Genomic DNA, 21,734 nt, shown 5'->3' on the forward strand with positions numbered 1-21,734 from the left:
CCGGAATGTATTCCGGCGGGGTTTTTTTATGGCGGCATGGAATGTCGTAGCAGTGGACGCGTTGTTACCGATTTGAGTGGACGTTCAGCATCTTTCTTCCGAGCTGTCCCCCCTCATGCATCACCGCCCGGTACGCGTTGATCCGCTTGAAGGTTTGATCGGGGATGGGGTCCCCCGTCTCTTCGACAGCGGTGAGAATGTTGGAAGGGTTTCGCCCTTGGGAAGCCAGCAATGCGGCCAGCCCGGACACATGAGCCGCCGAGGTGGAGGAGCCGCTGAGGGACTGATACCCTCCGCCGATGTAGGTGGATGGAATATCGACTCCGGGTGCGCCGGCATCCACCCAATCCCCCCGGGTGGAAAAGTTGGGAACACGGTCATTACGGTCCGTGGCGGCAACGGCAATCGCGTTGGTGTAGGAAGCGGGGTACTGCGGAGTGGTCGATCCGCTCCCACCGGCGGCGGCTACAATCACAGATTCCCGGTTCCAGGCGTAGTTCACGGCATCTTCCAGTATGGAGGAGGATTGAGAGGAACCGAGGCTCAGATTGATCACATCAGCCCCTTGATCAGCGGCGTAGGTGATGCCGCTGGCCACATCGGACAGCGTACCGCTCCCGTTGTCATCCAACACCCGGACGGGGATGAGCTCGGCGTCGGGAGCCATGGAAGCGATCCCGATCCCATTATCGGTGACAGCGGCGGCGATGCCCGCCATATGAGTTCCGTGTCCGTTCCCGTCCTCCGGAGTCGTGTCATCCTCCACAAAATCGTATCCCGGTGCGATTTTCCCCGCCAAATCCGGATGATTCAATTCCACACCGGTATCCACAATGGCGATCCGGGTTCCCTGTCCCCGGGTCACATTCCAGGCGGAGGGAGCCTTCACCCGTTCCAGATTCCACTGATCGGAAAAGAGAGAGTCATTCGGAGTCCCCTCCGCGTGGAACCGATCGTTGGGTTCGACATTTTCCACCATGGGATGTTGACGATATTGACGAACCGCCTCGGAAACGGATCGATCCGTGACTCGAACCACCTCAAACCCGAGTTGCGGGTTCCGAGAGAGAACCCGGGCGTTTTGCTCTTGGTGCAACATCGCTTTTTGGGACATTTTCACTCCCGGTTGAAACTGTACCACGACTTCCCCAGCGGCATAGGCGGATTCGGTACCGTCGGCGGCATCGACATCCGCTGTTGAAAAAAACCGAATCCGGAAAACCCGAATAGAAAAGCACACAGGATCGAGACCCATCCATTTCTCATCCGTATACAACCTCCTGGTAAAAAGGTTGTAACCTATTTAAACCAATCATCAAAAAATTCCTGCCAAACTAAGGGGAGGGCATCTGTTTGAGTCGATCTCCCACCATTTTCGATCGAGCCAAAGAGTGAATTCATCGTTTCATCGATGATCCGGCCATCCATCACACCTTAACTCCTAAAACGCTCCAGGTCTACACCAGCATTTAAGGCAACTAGGGCCTGTCTGATAAGTAAGGATAACTGGGTGCGGGAGCCGATTTCCAACTCCACGCCGGGTTGCCCTCCCGCAGATGTGAAACGGTCCGCGACCTTTTCTACAGACCGAACCAGCATTCATGAGGAAAAGCAAAGTGGCCGCTAAACGGTTCGGTCCTCCGACGGATCTGTACAATGATCAGTTGCAGGAAATCAGTCGCATGATCCGGTGCTCGATGGAGGAAGCGCAAACCGTAATAATTACATACGCGGGAAAAGTACTTGTCTACAAAATACTGCGGGTCGTGATGAAGATCCATCATTATGATAATGGATCAGTTCAGAACGGTGAAGATGTCCAAATGATACCCTTTTGGATCATATTCAGGGTTGAAAGACCGCCGATGATGAGTGAGGTACCCACTTGGGTGTTTCATTGGAATATAATGCTTTTATATTATTCCCTATCTTCCTACAAATTAGGTACAATCGGGTTACCAATTATTTCGAAAGGGAGATAGAGCAGTCATTGAATCTATTCACCCGGTTGAAAAAGGTTTTATGCGATCGTTCCGGATCTCCTACGGTTGAGTATGTCATCATGATGGCTGTAGGGGCTTTGCTGGCGGCGATGTTGTATACCACGGCGATGGAAAAGCTTTTTGTCGCGGGCATCCAGGCTCATATCGACTGTATCAACCAAAAAGTTGGAAACGACGACTTCAAAGGCTGTGGTTCACCCACCGGGGCAGACTCCGAATCCGAAACGTCATCGAAGGACCCGGATTCACAGAGTGATCCCAAAAAGGAGAAAGGTTTTTTTGAGAAGCTTGGGGACGACCTGTCTGATACTTGGGACAAGGCGATGGAGGGAGCCAAAGCCGGATACGATACTCTATCTGACAGGTTTCAAAGGGTGAAAGATGAACTGTCCGACGGACTCCAAGCGGAATGGGACGATTTCAAGGAAGGAAGTTTGAAGGACCAAATCAAGTGGTTTTTGGATGGCTCCCCTCTCGGGTCGATTTCCGGGAAATTGAGAAAGTTGACCGGATTTGATCTCAATCAATGGATCGTAGACAACCCGGGAGCGACCCTGTTAAATGTGCTTGGAGTTGGACTCTTATTTGTACCTGTTCCTGGAGCGAGACCCTTGGGATTCAGCATCCTTGGCGGCAGCAGCGTGAATGGAGTCCTTTCAGGGCTTTCCGGCCACGATGTCGGCTCATCGATGTTCTATGGCGGACTGGCGGGTATGATCAGTTTGGGTGTCGGCGGTGCCGTCTACAAAGGTTTCGGCTCTTTGGTCGGAAGATATGCCGGCCCGTTTTTAAGCAAATGGTTGCCGCGAAGCTTAGGTGGTGGAAGCGGAGCCTTCGCCGATCTGTTTTCCTTCGATTGGATGAAGGAAGGAACGTTCAATTGGAAGAAAGCCTTGATCGGCGGCGGAGTGATTGGGGCTCTAACCTTCGGCGGAGGATTATTCCTTGACAAGGCTGTTCCACCCCTGGCTCATGCGATGAAGCAATTGGGTTGGAACATTGAAGTCGGCGGTGATGGCACCCTTGCGATGCCGTGGATCAGGGGTGCGGATGAGGCGGGGGATGGGTATAGGAAGGCCTCTGGGAAGAGCGGTGGTAGTACAGCAAAGCCCAAATTTAAACCAGGAACACCTGAACATAAAGCACAAAGGTGGGAGGAATATAAAGAAAGAGGTGGGAAGCAAAGCTACGAACATTGGAGTAAGAACTATGACAACAATGTACATCGGGCAAATAAATCAAAGGAAGCAATGGATACTTATCATAAAAGAATAGGCTGGGGTAAACGTGAAGTCCCTATAGATGTAAACGGCCATACAAGAGTACTTGATATTGCTGATGTAAGAACCAGAAGAGGAATAGAGCATAAAACACGAACATCAGATTCTCCCCGATCTGGTTATTTTTCCTACACTAATGAGTTAAAATGGGAAATTGAAAGAGATCAAGTACTTGTTGAAGAAGGCTGGGAAATAACATGGGTTTTCGAAGACGCTACCGCCAGTAAACCACTTATTAATGCGTTGGAAGAAGCAGGTATTGAATACACGTTCATTGAGAAAGGCGGTAAATAGAATGATGGAAAAGCTAAACAAGGAAAAGGAATTTGACAATTTCCAGTTCTGGTTAATGGAGATGGATGATGTTCTGGAAGACTTTATGGACAAGTTACCTCAAAATTTACGTTTGGACTTCTCTGCTGATTCCCTATTGCGCTTGGAAGAATGGATACTTCGTCATTATTCAACTGTGGAAAGCTTACAGAAAAACAAACAAATGTTAGATTTTCTTTCCCGATATGTTGGGGAGACATTTAGGAAACGTCTAGGTGGAAAATGGGAAATTGAGCTCGATCACCCTGAATACGTTTTTTATGGTCTCCCTCAAATAAAATTTGAAAAAGTAAGCCCCGATTGTCCTTTATCTGTGGTACTGGCTGCTGTAGACAGGAAAAAAGGAGATTACATGTTGAAGATTCTAAAAAACAAGGAAAAGCGTTCGAGTGAAACATAAAATACCAGGCCTGTTGATTAACCTTGATTTGGATGAAAATTAGGAAAGCTTCGTAACAAATCAAACAAAGAAAGATGCATTCCGGATGAAGTTGAAGATTCCATAGATCACGGAAATCCAGCAAGGAGACAGAATGGAAGGGATAAAACAAATCGAAAAGATGATAGAAGAATGGATTATATCCAACTACAAAACCATTCCTGAGATTAAATCGGACAGGGCAAAACTAGACAAATTTGCAAGATACGTAGGTGAGACCTTCCGAAGAAATCTTGACGGCGTGTGGGAACTTCCTTTGGATAATCCTAAGTATGTTTTTTTATGGGATCCCGCAGATTGTATTTCAAGATGAGAACATTTCTCCCATCTGTCCGCTCATCTCCGTTACTACATGCGTGCGTGGATCGTAGAAGCGGAAAATTCCTTTACAAAAGATATACAAATAGGATTAGCTAGTACCCCTTCAGGCAACTTTGATCTGTTTGATCCCTTGCTGGGGGTGGTCGGGCTGGTAGGCCGTCTCCGATCTCTTGCAAAATACGGCCTACCACCCTCCCAACTTGGTTACCAGATGGAGCACTAGGACGCCGATTTCCAGCGTAGCGGCCTTTGCCCGACAACCTAGCGGAGTTTTCCCGTATAGCGGCCACTATGCCTTTCCTTTGGCCGCTGGTTCGGTTCCGTAGAAAAGGTCGCGGACCGTTTTGCATCTGCGGGAGGGCAACCCGGCACGGAATCGGAAATCGGCTTCCGCACCCAGTATCGTTAATTATCAGACACGCCCTAGCCTTAGGAGCCTTAAATCCGGGCACGATCAACTTAACGAAAGTTCCTGCGAACCTCTCTTCCTCAAATGCTATAATGGACGGAGAACATGCGTGAAAGGAGCCGTCCCATGCCTACCCTTCAATACGGAACTTCGACGATCCGATATACACTCCAACACAAACCCGGTAAAAAGGATGTCTCCATCATCGTTGAGTGGCAAAAAGGGGTCCAGGTGGTCGCTCCACAGGGTACTTCCCCGTCACAGATCGATGCGATCCTGCAAAAAAAAGCCGCTTGGATTTTACATAAACAATGCGAGCTTGACGAAATTCAAACCCCTCACCGTGAAAAGGAATTCGTTAGCGGTGAGAAGTTTCCCTATCTCGGACGGAAGTATCGGCTAAAAGTACACCGAAAAAATGACATTACAAAACCGTCCCTCGTTTTCCGACAAGGACGGTTTACAGCTGAAGTTCCGGGTTCTTTCTCCTATGCAAAACAGCGATCCCATTTACGAGCACTCTTTGTGCAATGGTATCGGTCCCATGCAGAAAAAAAGATCAAGCAGCGCCTCCGCCTCTACACCACTAAATTAGGTGTTACTCCTTCCCGTCTAACCATTAAAGAGCAACAGGCCCGCTGGGGGAGCTGTACTAAAAACGGAACCATTCTGATCAATTGGAAATTGATCCTGGCTCCGATTCACATCGTGGACTACGTGTTGGTTCATGAGTTAACGCACCTGAAGCATCCCAATCACTCCAAGGTGTTTTGGGAAACCCTTCGGTCCATTTTACCCGACTACGAAAAGCGAAAAGACTGGTTAAGGGTGCATGGACCTGAATTGAACCTTTAGATTCAGATGCTAGAAAAACAAATCGATATGGTCCGTCCAAAAAGAAAGAAGGCGGTGTTTGGTTTATACACCGCCGTGAGTCAGATCATGGCCTGGTCGATCTATTGCCGCTTTAATTCATGCAAGGTACGTTCTTGTTTGTCCTTCCACTCCATCCAGCCGTTGGCTGAGCGGCCCAGGACAACGGAAGCCGCCGCACTAGGCGAGGAGAAAAGATGGTTCTCCGTAAATAAGTAGTGATCCCCCTTATCCCTTACGATAGCACCTTCCACCAATCGTTGGCGGACTTTGGGAATCCTGGTTCCCTCCACACTCTTTACCGTGTCCTTCGGCATCTGGGTTCCACTTAAGACTACAAAACCTTCACTGGTGTATTGCCCTTTCCCGACAAACCCCGCTCGCTCGCAATAGAAGATCTCTCGTTCTTTCGGTTTCTTCAAGTCTTCAAAAACAGGATACCCGAGAGTGGAGAGAAGCACTTTAATTGTGTCGAAATGGTCGTACAAATCCGCCATGTCCGGCTCGGATACATAAGGCTGGGTCGGTACGGTGTGATTGATGACTTCATAGCGCTTTTTCTCCTCCAACTGCCGGTAGGCATGAGACTCCAGAAACTTAACGTCTGTTTTGGTAAACTGCTTCGCCTTAGTGGTTACAGCGACAGCCGCGTTCCAGAAATCCTTCTTCTTGTGGTGCTGGAGCAACCGGTCGTAACAGTTCTCCGCCTCTCCCACATAAACCTGGGGTTTGGAACGGTCCTCCGATTTCCCGAACAGGAAGTAGATGCCGACTTGCTTCACTTCCTCCCGTTTCCCCGCCTTCTGCAACTGGGAACGGGGAATAAAGATCGCTTGAATCATGCGGCTGGTAATGGAGGCGATCTTGATACTACTAGGAGATCCCTCAGGAAGAAAAATCTGAATCGTCTTCGGTCGCCTGTTCATTGGATCCACCTTTGCTATGTAATCTTCGTCCTGATCATTGGCGATAGTGAATTCGGGCCAAGTCCATCAGTTTTAGAGCCAGTTCGTCCAGGTGGTCCCGGTAATCCGCATCCCGGAGATAATGTTTGATCTCGCGGCGCATCTCCCGCTGGGCGTCCACTTTTTCGGTCCACTCGGGGACGACATGTTCCTGGATGATTGCTGTCAGATCGCCGGTCATCTCCCGAATCCGCTCTTCCCCCCATCCCTCTTCCCCCAAGACCTTTACCAGCAACTGATAGAAGGGATACTGTTGCCGGGTGAATCCTTTTCGCTCCGCTTCCCGGGCTTGGCCTCGCATACCGTCGATCACGCGCTGCATTTCGAGAACCAGCTCTTTGTCATCCATGCGCAGCTCCCGGCGGGCGGCGATAAGATTCTCCAGCTTTTCCTTGAGGGAGGTGTAGTATACAGGATTTTCGTCCATCTTCACCCGGATCTCATGGCGGATGGCATGTTCCATCTCCGAAGCCTTTGCCTCGTCGGAACCGGCCCGCTCCAGCCGTTCCTCGAACTTGCTGGACAGTATATCGACGGGATCATGGAGCACCTCGATGTTGAGTGTCTGAAGGTGATCGGTGATCAGTCGTTTCACCTTCTCCCCACAGTCGGAGAGATCCAGACCCGGATCGCGATAGCGGGTCTTAGCCGCCTGGCGTACCTTACCCAGAAACTTCAGGTCCTCCACATAAGGGCGGGCCTTGGGATCCGGCATCACCATGTCCATACTGCGAGAAAACCGCTGGAAGGCGAGGTCGAACTCCAAGCGTATGTCCTCTGATTCCAGTACCTTGACACAGGCGTTCAAATTCGAAGCATCGACACCATCAAAAAAACGCATCGCCGCTCGATGGCGGGTCTGCAGGCGCGGCAGCTCGCTGTCGACAGAGTGCATCGCTCCCTTGACATCCTCCTCCCGGAAGATGCTTAAAGCTTCGTGAAGGAAACCCGACACTCCAAAGTAATCGATGATAAGTCCATAGTGCTTGTACTCATACCGCCGATTCACCCGAGCGATCGCTTGTAGAAGATTATGCTCCCGGATCGGTTTGTCCAAATACATCACCTGCTCGATGGGAGCGTCAAAGCCGGTGAGGAGCTTGTCACAGACGATCAGAAAGGCTAGGGAATCCTCCTCCAACGGCTTTTTAAACCGCTCGATCACCCGCCTCTCTTCCTCTTTAGAAAGGTGGTAGGGTTTCAAAAATTCATCATCGTTATGACCTGCGGAAAAGATGACCGCGGACTCGGGTCCGTTCAATTCATCCAATGTCTGTTTATACCGGACAGCGGCCTCCCGGCTGATGGCAACGATCTGGGCTTTGAACCCGTTGGGGCGGATATGCTCCTCGTAATGTTCCAGGATATCCATCGCCACTTCCCGCACTCGCTGAGGCGCTGCCGTGATCACCTCTTCTTTGGCATACTGCTTTCTGATCCGCTCCCGCTCTTCTTCGGGATAGTCCCGGAAATAACGGTCGAATAGTTTATCGAGGTTATTTCCCATCACCTGAAGTTGGGGCATCCTCCCCTGGTAGAAGATCGGCACCGTCGCCCCGTCATCCACCGCCTGTTGGATCGTATAGGTGTCAAGGTAGGGGCCGAAGGTGCGGACGGTGCTCTTGTCTTCTTTATCGATCGGGGTTCCGGTGAAGCCCAGGTAGCAGGCGTTGGGAAGCGCTGTTCGCATATTGAGAGCCAGCTCCTTGTACTGGGTTCGGTGAGATTCATCCACCAGGACGAACAGGTTCTCCGCTTCGGTCAGAGCCTCCTTCTCCCGCTCCTGAAACTTTTGGACCGTCGTCATCACCGTCACTCCCGCCGTTGCACCGGTGAGTCGCTGGCGCAGATCGGCGACACTATCCGCCTGAACCGGGTTGGGAAATCCACAACGGAGAAAGGTTCGGCTGATCTGGTCGTCCAGGTCGGTCCGGTCGGTGACAACGACGATGGAAGGATTGTGCAAAGATGGCTCCCGCCGCAGCTTGACAGAGAGATAAACCATCGTCAGAGACTTGCCGGAACCCTGGGTGTGCCACACCACCCCGCCCCGCTCCCGGGGATCCCGAGCCGTACGGATCCGCTCCAATGCCTTGTTCACCGCCCGGAACTGCTGGTAGCGGGCCAGCTTCTTCACCCTCCGGCCGCTTTCCGCCTCAAACACGATGAAGTTGCGCACCAGGTCGAGGAGGTTTTCCTTCCGCAGCATGCCGGCGGTAAGAACCTCCTGGGGAGTGGGTTCGACCCCCAACTCCGGTAAGGTAAGGGGCCAGGGGTCCTTCCACTCCGAGTAATGCCGACCCTGTGCTCCCACCGTCCCCGCCCGAGCCGCCTGATCGCAGGTGGCGATCAGGATTTGGTTGTAATGAAAGAGGCGCTCCGATTCCCTTTGGTAGCGGCGCAGCTGCTTTACCGCCTCCCTGACAGGGGTGGAGGTGGTGGAGGCCTTGCACTCGATCACCACCAGGGGCAGCCCGTTAACGAAGATCGTCAGGTCCGGCTTCACCGTCCCCCCTTCATCCACCACCCGAAACTGGTCGACGACGAGGAACTCGTTTGTCTCCGGCCGATCAAAATCGATCAGTTTCACTGTCTGGCTCTTCTTCCCCCGTCCGATATCCTGCTGGACGGAAAGGTAGCTTACCAGCATTTCGTGAAACTGGAGGTTAGCCTCCATCAGGCTGGCCGCCTCGATATGGGTAACTTGACGCAACACCTTCCGCAAACTATTGTCATCGATCCAGGGGTTGAGCCTTTGCAATGCGGCGCTCAGACCGTCTTCCAGGACCACTTCCCGCTGTGTCCCTCGGTTCAAATCAGATCCCTTCACATGCCGGTATCCCAACCCCTTCAGCTGGGTAATCAACCGATTCTCCACCTCAGTCTTCTCCGTCCAATCCCGCGTCTGCATCACGGCACTGCCACCTCCTCCGGTTCGTCCACCTTCACCCGGACTTTTCCGGTAAGAAGGACCTGCATTAGGCCTTTTTTGAGGGTTTGAAGTTGGGTGAGATGCTGTTCTTCCTCTTGGATTTTTGCTTCCACTGAACTAAGAACTTCTGCTATTCTACTTTGTTCATACAGGGAAGGAATCGGAATGGGAAACTGCAAAAGTTGTGTTTTTGAAAGCTCTATTTGATTGGTTGACCCAGTGTAACAAAGAACCTCAAGCCGCTGTTGCGTCCTCTGAGTCTCCAAATAATACTTCAGAAAGTGGGGATTTAATATTTCTTCTCTTGTTCTAACAATGGTTACATGAGAGTCCACCACCAAGTCCCCTGAAGTTGAGTTCATAATGTTTGTTCGGCCTATGGTTCCTGTACCAGTAGAATTTAATAAGACATCATTTTTTTTGACAAAGAGCTCCTCTTTCCAAGTAGCTTTTGTTTGTTCATCTACATATTTAGCTTCGTTTAATTCTATGGAATTCCACTGAATACACTTTTGATTAATCACTTTAAAACTGGAGTGTTCAACATACTTGGGGCCTTTCCCTCTTGATACAAAAGAACTAACCTGCTGGATGTTTTTGATCTCCCACTCCTCCGGAATCTCTCCGATCTCCGTTTTCTTGAAGCGGGTGTGACCGATACCGCGAGTGAGGAGTTTTTGCATTAGCCCTTTTTTCACCGTTTCCGTCTGGGTGATAATCGCCTCCGTCTTCTCGATCGCCTCGTCAACGGAGGAGAGAATGGCGGCGATTTTGCGTTGTTCAGGGAGAGGGGGAAGCAAAACTGGATATGACTTAATTATTTGTTTGCTCACCTCTTTGAAAGTACTACCCGAACCTAATTTATCAAATTGGGGTTTATGAGCAATTAATGTGTAATAAAGGTATTTGTTAAAAACCTTCTCTTTACAAATGAAGTTAGTAAAACCTTGATTTGTTGCCATCGTAACCTTATTTATCACACATTCTCCAATGGTAGCTCGTGTTGTCATTAAGATTGAACCTGGCGGAATTAACTTAGCAGAGCTTTCAGCCAAACCTACTTGTGTTATATAGCTGCTAGTAAACTCTAATTCCCGTAATTTATTCTTTGTAACGTCAGTAGGTGTAACCCATGGAATATAACCATCCCAATATTCGGGATTGCGTTTAGATGGTGTCCCTCCCCCGATAATATGACAAATGTCTTTTAATTTAATTTCCTTCCACTCACTCACCATACCCCAACTCCTTCAAATACCCGTTCATCACCGTTTCCGCTTCCATCCGTTCTTTTTCCAGCTGGCGCAGTTGGGCCAGGGCGGCTTCCACGTCAATGGGTTCCTCTTCCTCCGTTGTGTCCACATAACGGGGGATGTTCAGGTTCCAGTCGTTTTCCTCGATTTCGGCTAGACCCACCACACGCCACGTCCTCCCACTTGTCATAGGAGCTTACAATCTTTTCGATATCCTGATCCCGCAGGAAGTTCTGATTTTTACCTTCTTGGTAGTCGTCGGCTCCGTGGAGGAAGAAGACTTTGCCTTTGCGTTCGGCGGGTTTGTTCTGGTTCAGGATCAGGATGCTGGCGGGTATGGTGGTACCGTAGAAAAGGTTGGCGGGAAGCCCGATGACGGCTTCGATCAGGTCCTCTTCCAGCAATCCGCGGCGGATCTTCCCCTCTGCACCGCCCCGGAACAAAATCCCGTGGGGCATGACGACACCGGCTTTGCCTTCGTGGTTGAGGGTGGATACCATATGCTGAACGAAGGCGAGGTCTCCCTTGTCCTTGGGCGGCAGACCGAAACGGAACCGGCCGTGGGCGTCCGCCTCCGCCTCTTCCCGGCCCCAGTTCTTCAGACTGAAGGGGGGATTGGCGATGACCCGGTCGTAGAGGATCAGCTCCCCGTCCTGTAACAGCTTCGGATCCCGGATGGTGTCCCCCTTTTTGATGTCGTGGTCGATCAGTTCGTGAAGGAGGAGGTTCATTTTGCAGATGGCCCAGGTGTTCAGGTTTTTCTCCTGGCCGTGAAGGGTTATGTTTCGGGGGTCGCCCCCCCGGGCTTTGATATAGTCGACGGATTGGATCAGCATGCCCCCGGAACCGGCGGTGGGGTCGCAGACGCGCATCCCCTCCTCCGGCTTAATCAGCTTGACGATCAGTTCGACCACCTTGCTAGGGGTGTAGAATTCGCCCCCCTTTTTCCCGGAGTCGTCAGCGAACTGTTTGATCAGGTATTCGTAAGCCCGGCCCAGCATATCAGGCTCGGACAAGTTGCCGTTGGATAGATCGATATCTGAGAAGTGCTTGACCAATTGCAGAATCAATTGATCCGGAAGTTTTTCCTTGTCGTTGAAATCGATTGACGCAAGGACTCCCTGTAGAGAAGAGTTCTCCTCTTCCAGAGCTTCAAAGGCTGTATTGATTGAATCCCCGAGATCTTGGCTTTGGGATTGAATGTGGGACCAACGAGCGCGATCCGGAACGAAAAAACGATGTTCATCCCGGTCGTACCAGCCGTAGTCCTCCCCTTCCTCGATTTCAATCTGCTTCGCCGTTTCCACGAATACATCGTTCAGCCGTTTCAAAAAGAGCATACCGAAGATATAGTTCTTATAATCGGATGAATCAATGCTCCCCCGCAGGATATTGGCAGACTCCCACAAGTGGGACTCCAGTTGCGCCTGGGTCAGTTTAGTCATGGTGCGTTCCTCCCGGTGTATATGTAAGAAAGGATGATCCAAACAAAAAGGAATCCGCTCTCTTCACAGCAGACAGATTGTATATTTATCATAGATTTTCATATTGAAAAAGTAAACGGCTGGACTCTTTTTATTCGTAAATCATCCTTGTTTCGAGATTTCAAGGGTCCGTTTACTTCGCATACTTCCCCTTATCAAACCCTACTGCTTCATAATCCTCCACCCCAAATTCCCGGATAAATGGAGAGATGAAAGTGGGTTTGGGTGCGGTGTAGAGGAGGCGGACCTCTTTTTTGGCGCGAGTGATCGCGACGTAGAGTCACTTCTTTTCATCGTTGCGGATCTTTTCCTCGTCCTTGAGGTAGGCTTCAGAATCGCGATTGTTGGAGCGTTCGTCCAGGTCTTTGAACCGGGAGCGAAGGGGATAATGCTTCCAGTCAATCGTAATCGAACTCCAACCCCTTGATACTGGCCACGGTCGGTAAAGAAGACGGGCTTGCGAGAGACAGAATAATCAAACTTTTTATAGTATTCACTGGTAGTCGCCAGTGAAAAGTAGCGCTCGACCGGATATTTGAGGGGCAAGGGACGGCGACGGTGGAATTCGGATCCTCTCGGTGGATCCGCTGGATCTCGCCGACAAGCCAGGTTACCAGGGCTTTTCCCTTGGGGAAGTAACGGATTTCCGGCTTCGGCCCTTCGTTGATGTAGTGCTGGTTGTCTTCGCGGTCGTTTTCCGTGTCATCGAACTGAATCGCGTTGGCCAAGGCCATGATCTGCTTGGTGGAACGATAGTTTCGCCGCAATGTCCGGTTCCTACGACCCTGTACATTCAGTCCCAGGGAAGTATAGGAATGGGGAGTGGAGCGATAGATCCGCTGTTTCGGGTCCCCGGTCAGGACAATACTCTTCTTCCGCAGGCGGGCCAGGACCGCAATTTGCATCGGTTGCAGGTCTTGGGCTTCATCAACAAAGACGTAGTCATAGCAGAGGGAATCCGGAATCTGGTCCATATAACCCAATAGAAGAGGGGGGGCGTAGTCTTCCATGTCGTAGCCATCTTGTTGATAGCGCGACTGCATCATTTCACTATAACGTTCAAACAGAGTGAACACCGTTTTCCGCTGGGCTTTGGTGAGACGGGGCGTCTGGCTGCGCCCCGTCCGCTCCACTTCCAGGTACCACTCACGCTCCCCGTACCCGTTGGCCTTGATCCACATGAATTCATCGTACAAAAAGGCAATGGTATGAGTCTTGTACAGTTTCTCGTTTTCAGGGAGTCTCCGGTATGTCTCACTGGCGACAAACTCTTCCCACACGACCCGAATTCGGGACTTGATTTTGTCCTGGTGCCTCTGAATCGCCTGAAGAGACATATGAAAGGGACGAATCCCCCTCAGCCCCATCTCCTTCAACAAAGCCACCGCTGTCTGGTGAAAGGGGTATAGATGGAGATCGTGATGCTCTTTGAGTTCCAGAAACTTGTCCGACTCTCCCATCCGTTTACAGGTATCGTCCAAGAACGTTTGATTAAAGGTCACGTACAAGATCCGGCACCGCTTTCGTTCCCGCTCCATCACCTTAAGCAGTTTGTAAATCAGAGTGACGCTTTTACCGCTACCTGCGGAACCGTTGATCAAGAGTTGATCTTCTTCCTGTTGGATCACCGCTCTCTGTTCTGTGGAAAGGTCCATATTCGGCAGTAGACCTGCCGCGTCGGAAGTCATTTTGCCAAGCCTTGGCCGAACGAAGGAAAAAGGAACGTGCATTTTCAGGAAGAACGCCGCTAGTCGTCAACGGGAAACACTCCTTCCGTACAATGCATTTGGTACGGGCACATCATGCAGTAGGAACCGGGTTTCGCCTCCACGGTCTCCTCCGAAAGACGAAGAATCCATTCCTTCAACCACTCCTTCTCCCGCAAACGCTCTTTCCGGTGAGCATCCCGGAATTTGCGACGCTGCGTGAAGCTGCGGAGGCGTTGAAGGGTTTCCATCGCCTGAGGATAAACCAGATTCTGATAAGACCGGTACTCCCGCAAATCTCCGACCCTGTGGGTACGGACCAGGTTGTCTTTGAGGGTGGAAGTCCATTGGGGAAACAGCGGAACGAAGTACTGCCAAACCCCCTCCTCCCCGTCCGCCTGCTGGGTAAACAGCGATCCGAGGGTGGCAAACGATCTGCTGGTGAAAATCCCGGGCATAGACCGGCAAATGCTCCAGAAAAGCGGTCAGAAAAATGCGGGGACATACATCCAGATCGGTCCAATACACACCGGAATCTGCTCGCAAAAGGACTCGTACCGGAGGTCGGTCTCCCTCCTACCTCTATCCTCCGGTTCCTCCCAGGCGGGAATCCACTCCGCGACCTTCCAGTCCTGTCCCTTTCCTTTATCTCCGTACAGCAGGGCGAACAATTCCAGCCGGAAGACGGTCCGTCATGTTCATTCCATCCCTCGATCCAGCTGACCGTAATATCTCCCCGCCCATAGGCCAGGGTGTAGAACAACTGAAAGGGAATCAACCGCTTCCAGGCTCGATCCGAACAATGGTGAACCAACAATGCATGGAGGAGATAGGAGGCCCCCGCCGGAGTCAGATGGCCTTCTTCCTTCTGAAGAAGGATGGAGTGTTTCAGCCAAGTCAGGGAGGCCGTTTTTAGCTTAAGATCCTTTGCAACCATTTTTTGTTTGCGGTAGCTGTGCAATCGGATTTCCCCCGGTATCCCAGCTGCCGTTCCCGCTTTCTCCAAGAGAGTTTTGGCAAAAGCATGGATGGTAGAGAGAAAAAGATCCTGCGACTCATCCAACCAGGTCAAATAACGGGGATTCCGGGTCACTTCGTAATAGGTCATTAGCCGCTTTGCTAAGCGCTTGCGCATCTCCAAAGCCGCCATGTTAGTAAAAGTGATCATCACCGTGGAATCAAAAGTAAAATCGGGATCACAGTGACAAAGATAGAGGAGACAATCGATCAGGACCGTCGTTTTGCCCGTCCCTGCCCCTGCCGTCACCAACAGATGGGTGTCGGGATCGCTGTGTTCCACCTCGTATTGCTCCCTGTTAAAATCAGTCTGTTCACAGAGATATGATATAGTACAGGGGGTGTCACATTACCGTCCACAAACTGCTTGAAGCGATCTGCAAAGTCGATATGAAAGGGAACTTCCCGCCAACGAAAAATACCTTGATCCCGGAATTGTTTCCAGTGATCATTCTCCTCCTGTGTCTCTAGGGAATCCATCGTAAACAGATAGACCTTTACTCCTTGATAAATCCAATGAATAATTTCTTCGGAAAGCTTCACATCCACATCCGGTGCAAAGAGCAATAAGGAATGCTTCGGTTTTCGAGGGTGCACACCGCTTCCCCTTTCTTTTCCGTCTCATTGTAAGAGGAGTGTATCCACCTCCGGATACACTCCTCTCCTTTGAACACCGCTGTGCCGGTAATCATCCGATCCGTCCTCTTTAATCCTCTATCTTCCTGTACACCTCACACTGCGGATAGGTGTAGGAAAAGCCGTACCAACGAGTAAACAGGTGCAGAGGTGTTTCCACCTGCTCCGATTCCACCATTGGAAACCCTTCCTCCGTCAAACGGATCGTTATCATCTTTCCTTCCAGCTCGTCCCGAATCACTCCCCCGGATTGACGGAGGGTTTCGACAGGGTAAAAACGACACGCCCCATTTCCGACGACACCCACACCGCTGGTCATACGGGGAAGCCGGTCATCCTCTTCGCCCATGGTACCCGGGAATTCTGGAGGCAACTGAGCCGTCCGCTTGCTTTCGGCCATCTCTTCTGCCTGCCGATGCCATTCATTATCGAAGGAGGAAAGGGCGATGGACAGATCCGGCCACTTCTTTAGCGCCTCCTTGACATTCGTATGCAGGACAGGACGAACCTCCATCCTCTTTCCCCGGGAAGAACCGTACACGCATTCGCCAGTGATGTGATCCCAGTAAGAACCGGTTTCATCGTCCCCCAGCAACACCAGGCCGTTGTACAAACCTCGGGCTGCGAAATGGTACATACGGGCGTCCACGACCGGAACCATACTGGTTCCGCTGTGACAGATCACTCAGTATACAACCAGATACGGCTCTCTGGCCAATTCCCCCTGAGCGATATGATGATAGATCATCTGGAACTCGGAGAAAGCCAATCGCTGTCCGCCCCGTTCCACCACCAACAGTTCATCCTTTTCCGCAATAAGATTTTGGGAAAGGGCCTCTCTCAGCGGAAGAGTGGATTCAACGGTAAAGGGCTCAAATAGTTTTTCCCGGTGCAACAGCGCCCGTGAGGCGTCGAAATCAGTTACCATAAAGTGATCAACCCTTTCTTGCATCCATCGGGTCTTCAACCTATTTCGGTAGATCCATTGGAGGGATCAATTGGCTTTCCGTTCCTTTCCTTCGTGCCCTTCGTAAAGTTCACAGCCTGGAAAGGTGTAGGCAAAACCGTACCAACGACAATATAATTGCATCGGAGGATTTCCGGATTGGTCAAACACCGCTTTCGGGTACCCCTCGATATCGATGGAAATCGTGACAGACTGTCCATCCACCGTATCCTGAATCTCTCCTCCTGCGTCCTGCAGGACATTGATCGGATAAAACCGCTGGGTCTTTTTCGTATAAATCCCGAGTCCGCTGGTCATATCCGGAAGACGGGTATCTTTCTTCCCCATGCTGAGATAAAAGTAAGGGGGAAACAAGCCGAATCGGCCGAAGAAATTCATCAACGGTTCCAAAAAGAGGCGACGGTAGAGAGGTTGCTGGGACAGGGCGACATGCAAATCCGGCCATTGTTTCAAGGCCTGTTCCACCGTCATGTGTTCCACCGGAAAAAGCTGCATGACCTCCCCTTTTAACGGACCGTGAAGACACTCTCCGGAGATATGGTCCCAGTAGGAGCCGGTCTCATCATCCGCCAACAAGGCCATTCCATTATAAATCCCGATACATGAAAAATGATGGACGGCTCCGTCCTCCAAAACGGGAACCATGCTGGTCGCACCGTGACAAATCGCGCAAAAGGCCAGAATAAAGGGTTGTCCAGCCAGTTCCCCCTGGGCCACGTGGTGATAAGTCATCTGGTACAGAGAAAAAGCCAGCCTCTCGCCCCCCCGTTCTACCACCAGAACTTCGTCTTTGGGCTTCATCCGCTTGCGGCGGAGCACCGTCTGTAACGGCTCGGATCCCGAGATGTCAAAGCGTTGAAAATGGTTGTCCTTAATCACACGTTTGACATTAAACGTTTCCGGTTGAATCAACAGGGATCACTCCCCTCTCCTGTAAGTGGAATCAAACATGTACGCTCCATGTTTACCGATGATCGAGTCCTCTTTTATTTTTACACATTTCGACTTCAGGAATCTATTTCCCCCATTATGTATTTTCTTAATCCAAATGGCGGTATTCCATCAACCAACAGTTTTGCATCACCCCCTCATGCTTTTGATGGCGAGGAAGCATCTTCACCCGGCGAAAGCCGCATTTTTCATAACAGCGGATGGCACGGGTGTTTCGAACCTGCGGAACCGCAGCGACTATTTCCGCTCCTTTGGATTCCGTCAGGTATTCCACGATCCCCCGGATCAGTTCGGTACCGATGCCCCGGTTCCAGTACCCGGGCTCACCGATAAAATGATCCGTCTCCCATACGGAAAGATCCGACGGATAACCGCGGATATGGAACCCATCCTCTGCCAAAGGATAAAATCGGATCAATCCGATGGGTTCTCCTTCCCATTCGACAATGCATCGAGTGATTCCATCGTCCTGTTCTGCCAGATAACGCTCTTGTACTAGTTCCAGATCATGGGGTTGGTCTCTTCCTTCGTAAAAAAACAGCACGCGCTCATCGGACAGCCATCGAACCAGGTGGTCGGCATCCGCCGTACGAACCTCCCGCACCAACAGCTGACCTTTCTGAAAGACCATCTCCTGCTTCCCTCCATTCGTGCTCCAGCAATCCCATGATGCAGAGGTTCCAGTACTCGTCCTTCACCCTGCGGGCATGACGCAGCGTTCCTTCCACCCGGAACCCGATTTTTTCGTAACAGGTGATGGCGGAATGGTTAAAATCAAACACACGGAGCTCCAACCGGTGCATCCCCCATTCCGCAAACCCGGTCCGGACCGCCGCCCGGAGCATGGCGGTGCCGATCCCTTCTCCCCGCCTTTCAGGATCGACCAACACCCGGGCAATGACAGCGGAACGCTGCCTCCGGTCGATCCGGTCCAACTCGATATGGCCCACCATCGCCCCGGTATCAGAATCGATGGCTTTATAACAGCGGCGCAGAGGGTTTTCCCCCTCCGCCCCCTTCAGATGTTCCGCCAATTGAGCCTCCGTCAGGGGATAAGAGAAGCCGGGACCCGCCCATTGCATCAAACATTCAGGAGTTTCGGTCCACCGGATCAAGACGGGAAAATCCCGGGGGGTTAAAGGTTTCAGTCGAATCATCAAGTTTCCCTCCCTGGTCGGAAAATCATGTCCATTTCCGTCGCCCCTGCCTGTGAACCGAGGAAAGATTTCTTGTTTTTCATTAGAACACTGATTAACATAATATTTTACCAGTTGACAGCCACTTTTTCAGTCTGTTTTTCTCTTTTTTTCCGTCTGCGGTGATCTCGGCAGGACCGGTCCCCGGCATACCCGGATCTCCTTATCCATCGAATCATTCGTAAAAACAAGCGTCCCCGTCGGTTCGGACGCTTGTTTAAGTCTCGGGCATCCACCCTATACCCCCTTAAAAATTTTACTTCTCCTCCGTTTCACCCAAAATTCCCCTTAAAGCGGATGGCAGTTCGGGATATGAAAATGTGTATCCCGCCTCCATCAACCGGCAGGGAAGGGTACGGCTCCCGCTTAATAGGAGCTCTTCCGCCATCTCACCGAGAAAGAGACGGGCGGCAAAAGCCGGCAGAGGAATCACCGCCGGTCGGCGCAGTACTTGTCCCAAGGTACGGGTAAATACGGCATTGCTGACCGGATGAGGGGTCACGATATTAACCGGACCGGACAGCTCCTCCCGCTGCAACAGAAAAGAGACGATCCTGGGAATCTCCTCTAGAGAAATCCAGCTCATCATCTGATTTCCGTCACCAATCCGGCCTCCCCCGCCCAGCTTGAACATGGGAAGCATTTTGGCAAGAGCTCCCCCCTCCCGACTGAGAACCATCCCGAAGCGCATATGGACTGTACGAATGCCCGCTTCTTCCGCCGCTCGGGTGGAACGCTCCCACTCCTCCGTTACTCGGGCCAGAAACCCCTCCCCCGGAGCGGCGGATTCATCCAGAGTTTCCGAAGAGTCCCGGTTTCCGTAATACCCGAAGGCAGAGGCGGAAAGAAGCACCTTCGGCTTTTGTCTCAAGCGGGCCAGGGTCTCGCAAAGAAGAGTCGTGCCCCGGATCCGGGATTCCCGGATTCTTTCTTTCTGCTTCGACGTCCAACGCCGAGCGGAAATGTTTTCCCCGGCCAGATGGATCACGGCATCCATCCCTTCCAGGCCGCCGGCATCAATCTCTCCCCGCTCCGGCTCCCATAGAAGGACCTTTTCCTCTTCTCCCCGATCGGAGCCTTTCCGGGTCAAGTTCGTCACCTGATGTCCCTGTTTTTCCAGTTCGGATCGGATCGCCGTTCCAATCAACCCGCTCCCCCCTGTAACGGCTATCCGCATTAATCCTTCCCCCTTCCAGTGGAACATATCTCACTTGGAGCACCCTTTGCAGGGTTTACACCCACACCTTCATCCGTTCCTGCAACGATCCGGTATACAGCTCCAGCTGAGTATGGTCCGGATCGAGAAAATTCAACACCCGGCCGCCCCCTCGCTCCTCCGGTCCCCTTATCACCTGCACTTTAAAAGCCTGAAGTCGCCGGACCGCTTCATCGAAATCCTCCCGGCCGATGGAAAAAGCGACGTGGTCCACCCCCAATGACATTTCTTGAGCCGGAGTGGACTCTTTTTTCTCCACTAGACAGACCCACGCCGTTCCCCACTCCAGATAAGCATCCGTTCGTCCCCGGTGAACCAGTTCCATCCCCAGTACATCCCGGTAAAAGCGGAGAGACTCGCTCAGACAGGATACACGGATCGTCACATGATTAAATCCGGTCACTTTCATCCATCTTCCTCCCTTTTTCTCCCGGAAGCCTTGTGATTTTACACGTCCTTAGTGGGTCGGGGTGGGCGTCTACCCTCCCGAAAAGGGGACTTTTTCACCATGCTTCCAGGGCACTCCCTAGCCCTGTTCAATCACTTCCAGAGATGCGGATGCGGTATCGATCCCTTTCCATTTCTTCACCGTCCGAATCGATCAGGAGATAAGGAATCTCCACCTCAAAGTCCCCGTCAAAAGGATTGGGGTGGATCCCCAGCCGGTTTCTTTCCCGCCAAACCGGAAACAGCGTCTGCTCCCCGTAACGGAAACCATTGCGGTACCAGGGATGATCGTTTCGTCCCGGTTCATTGAGGCAGACGAACAGGGAGAGGTCATCGCACAATTTGAGAAGCCGCAAGCCATCGGCCAAACACTCTCGATCCCTTTCGGAAAAGGTGGACCGCAAACGCTTCCGGCGGCGTTCTTCCCTCTTTAAAAACCGGATTGATTCCTCTTCCCGGGCGTCACGGAAGAAAGAAGCATAATGCATACTGCATAGACAAGCGGCAAAAGTGTCCTTAGCCTCTACCCGATCGATACCCTGTCGATAAGCGGGCAATTTTTCTTCCAAGGGATAGTCGACAAAGGAAAACGGCCGTCCGGTGTTCGGGTTCCACCGGATGTTTTTGTCCAGAACGTCCCACCCTGCATCATGGTAACGGATCGCCAACTCCGTGCGGGACCAGGGGTGGAATTTTTCCCGCCAGTGAGCGGCAAATTCCCCGGAGACCCAACCGTGATCGTGTTGCTTGATTAAGAGATATCCGAAGTCCCGTTCCCGAACGATCATTTCGTATGCCCCCTTTACGAAACCCGGTTTACCCACTTTCCGTACACCCGCCTCCCATCCCAAGAAAACGGATTCATCCATAGAATACAAGAGTCACCGCTCCGTTTCCACCGAACTCCCCTCGAGAAAAATCAGTCCAAGCCGAGTTTGCTGGGGACAAACAAAAAAACACAGCTTCCACATATCATGATAAAAATAAAAAAGATATATGATTTTCTCTGTAAAGGAGGTATCCGATGGGAAAAAAGGAGAACTTCAACCGGGAGGAATCATACCAATCTCGGACATCCAATACCGCAAATCCGAAACAGCGAGAAGAATGGGAAACTCCCTTCCCCTCCGGAGAATGGGGATACCCTTACGACTATCCATACGGCTTCGGCCACGACCCGTTCTACGAAACTTCCTTCTCCGGATTTCCGGGAGGAATGGAGGACGCTGGTGCATCACAGCAAGCTCCCTACTACTATTCCCCGCCATACTATCCCCCCTATCCACCCTATCCACCCTACTATCGC

Annotated in this window: 20 protein-coding genes and 2 pseudogenes; 4 read left to right on the forward strand and 18 right to left on the reverse strand. The window is 51.5% G+C overall.

From position 1 onward, the window contains the following. Positions 1-64 precede the first annotated feature (64 nt). A complete protein-coding gene (locus CHM34_RS12890) occupies positions 65-1,276 on the reverse strand; it encodes a S8 family peptidase (protein ID WP_094265014.1) in 1,212 nt (403 codons plus the stop codon). A gap of 23 nt (positions 1,277-1,299) precedes the next feature. Continuing rightward, a complete protein-coding gene (locus CHM34_RS19995) occupies positions 1,300-1,428 on the reverse strand; it encodes a hypothetical protein (RefSeq protein ID WP_276207704.1) in 129 nt (42 codons plus the stop codon). A gap of 562 nt (positions 1,429-1,990) precedes the next feature. Between CHM34_RS19995 and CHM34_RS12900 the strand changes: the two genes are divergently transcribed. The 3 genes from CHM34_RS12900 (at position 1,991) to CHM34_RS12915 (ending at position 5,640) form a co-directional block, all read left to right on the forward strand. Continuing rightward, positions 1,991-3,577 carry a hypothetical protein gene (locus tag CHM34_RS12900; RefSeq protein WP_094265016.1) on the forward strand — a complete coding sequence of 529 codons (1,587 nt, stop codon included), beginning with the start codon at positions 1,991-1,993 and terminating at the stop codon, positions 3,575-3,577. A 1-nt stretch (position 3,578) separates the two neighbouring features. Beyond that, a complete protein-coding gene (locus CHM34_RS12905) occupies positions 3,579-4,016 on the forward strand; it encodes a hypothetical protein (RefSeq protein ID WP_094265017.1) in 438 nt (145 codons plus the stop codon). 895 nt (positions 4,017-4,911) lie between these two features. Then, positions 4,912-5,640 carry a M48 family metallopeptidase gene (locus CHM34_RS12915; RefSeq protein WP_094265018.1) on the forward strand — a complete coding sequence of 243 codons (729 nt, stop codon included), beginning with the start codon at positions 4,912-4,914 and terminating at the stop codon, positions 5,638-5,640. 101 nt (positions 5,641-5,741) lie between these two features. Here the strand turns inward: CHM34_RS12915 and CHM34_RS12920 are convergent, their stop codons facing one another. The 16 genes and pseudogenes from CHM34_RS12920 to CHM34_RS12990 form a co-directional block, all read right to left on the reverse strand. Then, positions 5,742-6,584, reverse strand: a complete 843-nt coding sequence (locus CHM34_RS12920) for a GIY-YIG nuclease family protein (RefSeq protein ID WP_094265019.1) — start codon at positions 6,582-6,584, stop codon at positions 5,742-5,744. Positions 6,585-6,618: 34 nt separating this feature from the next. After that, the gene (locus CHM34_RS12925; protein WP_439116331.1) at positions 6,619-9,537 is read right to left on the reverse strand and encodes a type I restriction endonuclease subunit R; all 2,919 of its coding nucleotides are present in this window, start codon (positions 9,535-9,537) and stop codon (positions 6,619-6,621) included. After that, a complete protein-coding gene (locus CHM34_RS12930; protein ID WP_169713719.1) occupies positions 9,534-10,790 on the reverse strand; it encodes a restriction endonuclease subunit S in 1,257 nt (418 codons plus the stop codon). The genes CHM34_RS12925 and CHM34_RS12930 overlap by 4 nt, the downstream gene beginning before the upstream one ends. Further along, positions 10,783-12,253, reverse strand: a pseudogene (locus CHM34_RS12935) (type I restriction-modification system subunit M). Before CHM34_RS12935 ends, CHM34_RS12930 begins: the two are co-directional and overlap by 8 nt. Before the next feature lie 437 nt (positions 12,254-12,690). Then, a complete protein-coding gene (locus CHM34_RS12940) occupies positions 12,691-13,980 on the reverse strand; it encodes a UvrD-helicase domain-containing protein (RefSeq protein WP_240512010.1) in 1,290 nt (429 codons plus the stop codon). Between the two features lie 59 nt (positions 13,981-14,039). Then, positions 14,040-14,456 carry a hypothetical protein gene (locus CHM34_RS19855; protein WP_240512011.1) on the reverse strand — a complete coding sequence of 139 codons (417 nt, stop codon included), beginning with the start codon at positions 14,454-14,456 and terminating at the stop codon, positions 14,040-14,042. 512 nt (positions 14,457-14,968) lie between these two features. Continuing rightward, positions 14,969-15,298, reverse strand: a pseudogene (locus CHM34_RS20200) (UvrD-helicase domain-containing protein); the annotation flags it as partial. Beyond that, positions 15,262-15,612 carry a hypothetical protein gene (locus CHM34_RS12950; RefSeq protein WP_094265023.1) on the reverse strand — a complete coding sequence of 117 codons (351 nt, stop codon included), beginning with the start codon at positions 15,610-15,612 and terminating at the stop codon, positions 15,262-15,264. The gene CHM34_RS12950 and the pseudogene CHM34_RS20200, both read right to left, overlap by 37 nt. A gap of 109 nt (positions 15,613-15,721) precedes the next feature. After that, positions 15,722-16,336, reverse strand: a complete 615-nt coding sequence (locus CHM34_RS12955; RefSeq protein WP_141201709.1) for a DUF3179 domain-containing (seleno)protein — start codon at positions 16,334-16,336, stop codon at positions 15,722-15,724. Continuing rightward, positions 16,337-16,579 carry a DUF3179 domain-containing (seleno)protein gene (locus CHM34_RS12960; protein ID WP_094265025.1) on the reverse strand — a complete coding sequence of 81 codons (243 nt, stop codon included), beginning with the start codon at positions 16,577-16,579 and terminating at the stop codon, positions 16,337-16,339. 66 nt (positions 16,580-16,645) lie between these two features. Then, positions 16,646-17,530 carry a DUF3179 domain-containing (seleno)protein gene (locus CHM34_RS12965; RefSeq protein WP_094265026.1) on the reverse strand — a complete coding sequence of 295 codons (885 nt, stop codon included), beginning with the start codon at positions 17,528-17,530 and terminating at the stop codon, positions 16,646-16,648. A 127-nt stretch (positions 17,531-17,657) separates the two neighbouring features. Next, positions 17,658-18,200, reverse strand: a complete 543-nt coding sequence (locus CHM34_RS12970) for a GNAT family N-acetyltransferase (protein WP_094265027.1) — start codon at positions 18,198-18,200, stop codon at positions 17,658-17,660. Then, positions 18,118-18,726: a GNAT family N-acetyltransferase gene (locus CHM34_RS12975; protein WP_094265028.1), complete on the reverse strand. Its 609-nt coding sequence runs from the start codon at positions 18,724-18,726 to the stop codon at positions 18,118-18,120. The genes CHM34_RS12970 and CHM34_RS12975 overlap by 83 nt, the downstream gene beginning before the upstream one ends. 295 nt (positions 18,727-19,021) lie before the next feature. Beyond that, on the reverse strand, positions 19,022-19,942 hold the full coding sequence (locus CHM34_RS12980; protein WP_094265029.1) for a TIGR01777 family oxidoreductase: 921 nt from the start codon (positions 19,940-19,942) through the stop codon (positions 19,022-19,024). A 55-nt stretch (positions 19,943-19,997) separates the two neighbouring features. After that, entirely contained in the window at positions 19,998-20,390 is a 393-nt protein-coding gene (locus CHM34_RS12985) for a VOC family protein (RefSeq protein ID WP_094265030.1), read from the reverse strand. Between the two features lie 127 nt (positions 20,391-20,517). Then, positions 20,518-21,216 (reverse strand): DUF3891 family protein, encoded by a 699-nt coding sequence (locus CHM34_RS12990; RefSeq protein WP_169713721.1) that lies wholly within the window; start codon positions 21,214-21,216, stop codon positions 20,518-20,520. A gap of 236 nt (positions 21,217-21,452) precedes the next feature. Between CHM34_RS12990 and CHM34_RS19590 the strand changes: the two genes are divergently transcribed. Next, a partial coding sequence (locus CHM34_RS19590) for a hypothetical protein (protein ID WP_094265032.1) occupies positions 21,453-21,734 on the forward strand: 282 nt, incomplete at its 3' end.

Origin of the sequence: Paludifilum halophilum, from assembly GCF_002245355.1 — a bacterium.
Lineage (GTDB): Bacteria > Bacillota > Bacilli > Thermoactinomycetales > DSM-45169 > Paludifilum > Paludifilum halophilum.

Coding starts and splice junctions, on each gene's coding strand:
- CHM34_RS19855 (WP_240512011.1), bottom strand. CDS start 14,456: ATGCCCGGGATTTTCACCAGCAGATCGTTTGCCACCCTCGGATCGCTG.
- CHM34_RS12915 (WP_094265018.1), top strand. CDS start 4,912: ATGCCTACCCTTCAATACGGAACTTCGACGATCCGATATACACTCCAA.
- CHM34_RS12940 (WP_240512010.1), bottom strand. CDS start 13,980: ATGACTTCCGACGCGGCAGGTCTACTGCCGAATATGGACCTTTCCACA.
- CHM34_RS12975 (WP_094265028.1), bottom strand. CDS start 18,726: ATGATTCGACTGAAACCTTTAACCCCCCGGGATTTTCCCGTCTTGATC.
- CHM34_RS12970 (WP_094265027.1), bottom strand. CDS start 18,200: ATGGTCTTTCAGAAAGGTCAGCTGTTGGTGCGGGAGGTTCGTACGGCG.
- CHM34_RS12920 (WP_094265019.1), bottom strand. CDS start 6,584: ATGAACAGGCGACCGAAGACGATTCAGATTTTTCTTCCTGAGGGATCT.
- CHM34_RS12960 (WP_094265025.1), bottom strand. CDS start 16,579: ATGGTAACTGATTTCGACGCCTCACGGGCGCTGTTGCACCGGGAAAAA.
- CHM34_RS12990 (WP_169713721.1), bottom strand. CDS start 21,216: ATGATCGTTCGGGAACGGGACTTCGGATATCTCTTAATCAAGCAACAC.
- CHM34_RS12985 (WP_094265030.1), bottom strand. CDS start 20,390: ATGAAAGTGACCGGATTTAATCATGTGACGATCCGTGTATCCTGTCTG.
- CHM34_RS12905 (WP_094265017.1), top strand. CDS start 3,579: ATGATGGAAAAGCTAAACAAGGAAAAGGAATTTGACAATTTCCAGTTC.
- CHM34_RS12980 (WP_094265029.1), bottom strand. CDS start 19,942: ATGCGGATAGCCGTTACAGGGGGGAGCGGGTTGATTGGAACGGCGATC.
- CHM34_RS19995 (WP_276207704.1), bottom strand. CDS start 1,428: ATGGATGGCCGGATCATCGATGAAACGATGAATTCACTCTTTGGCTCG.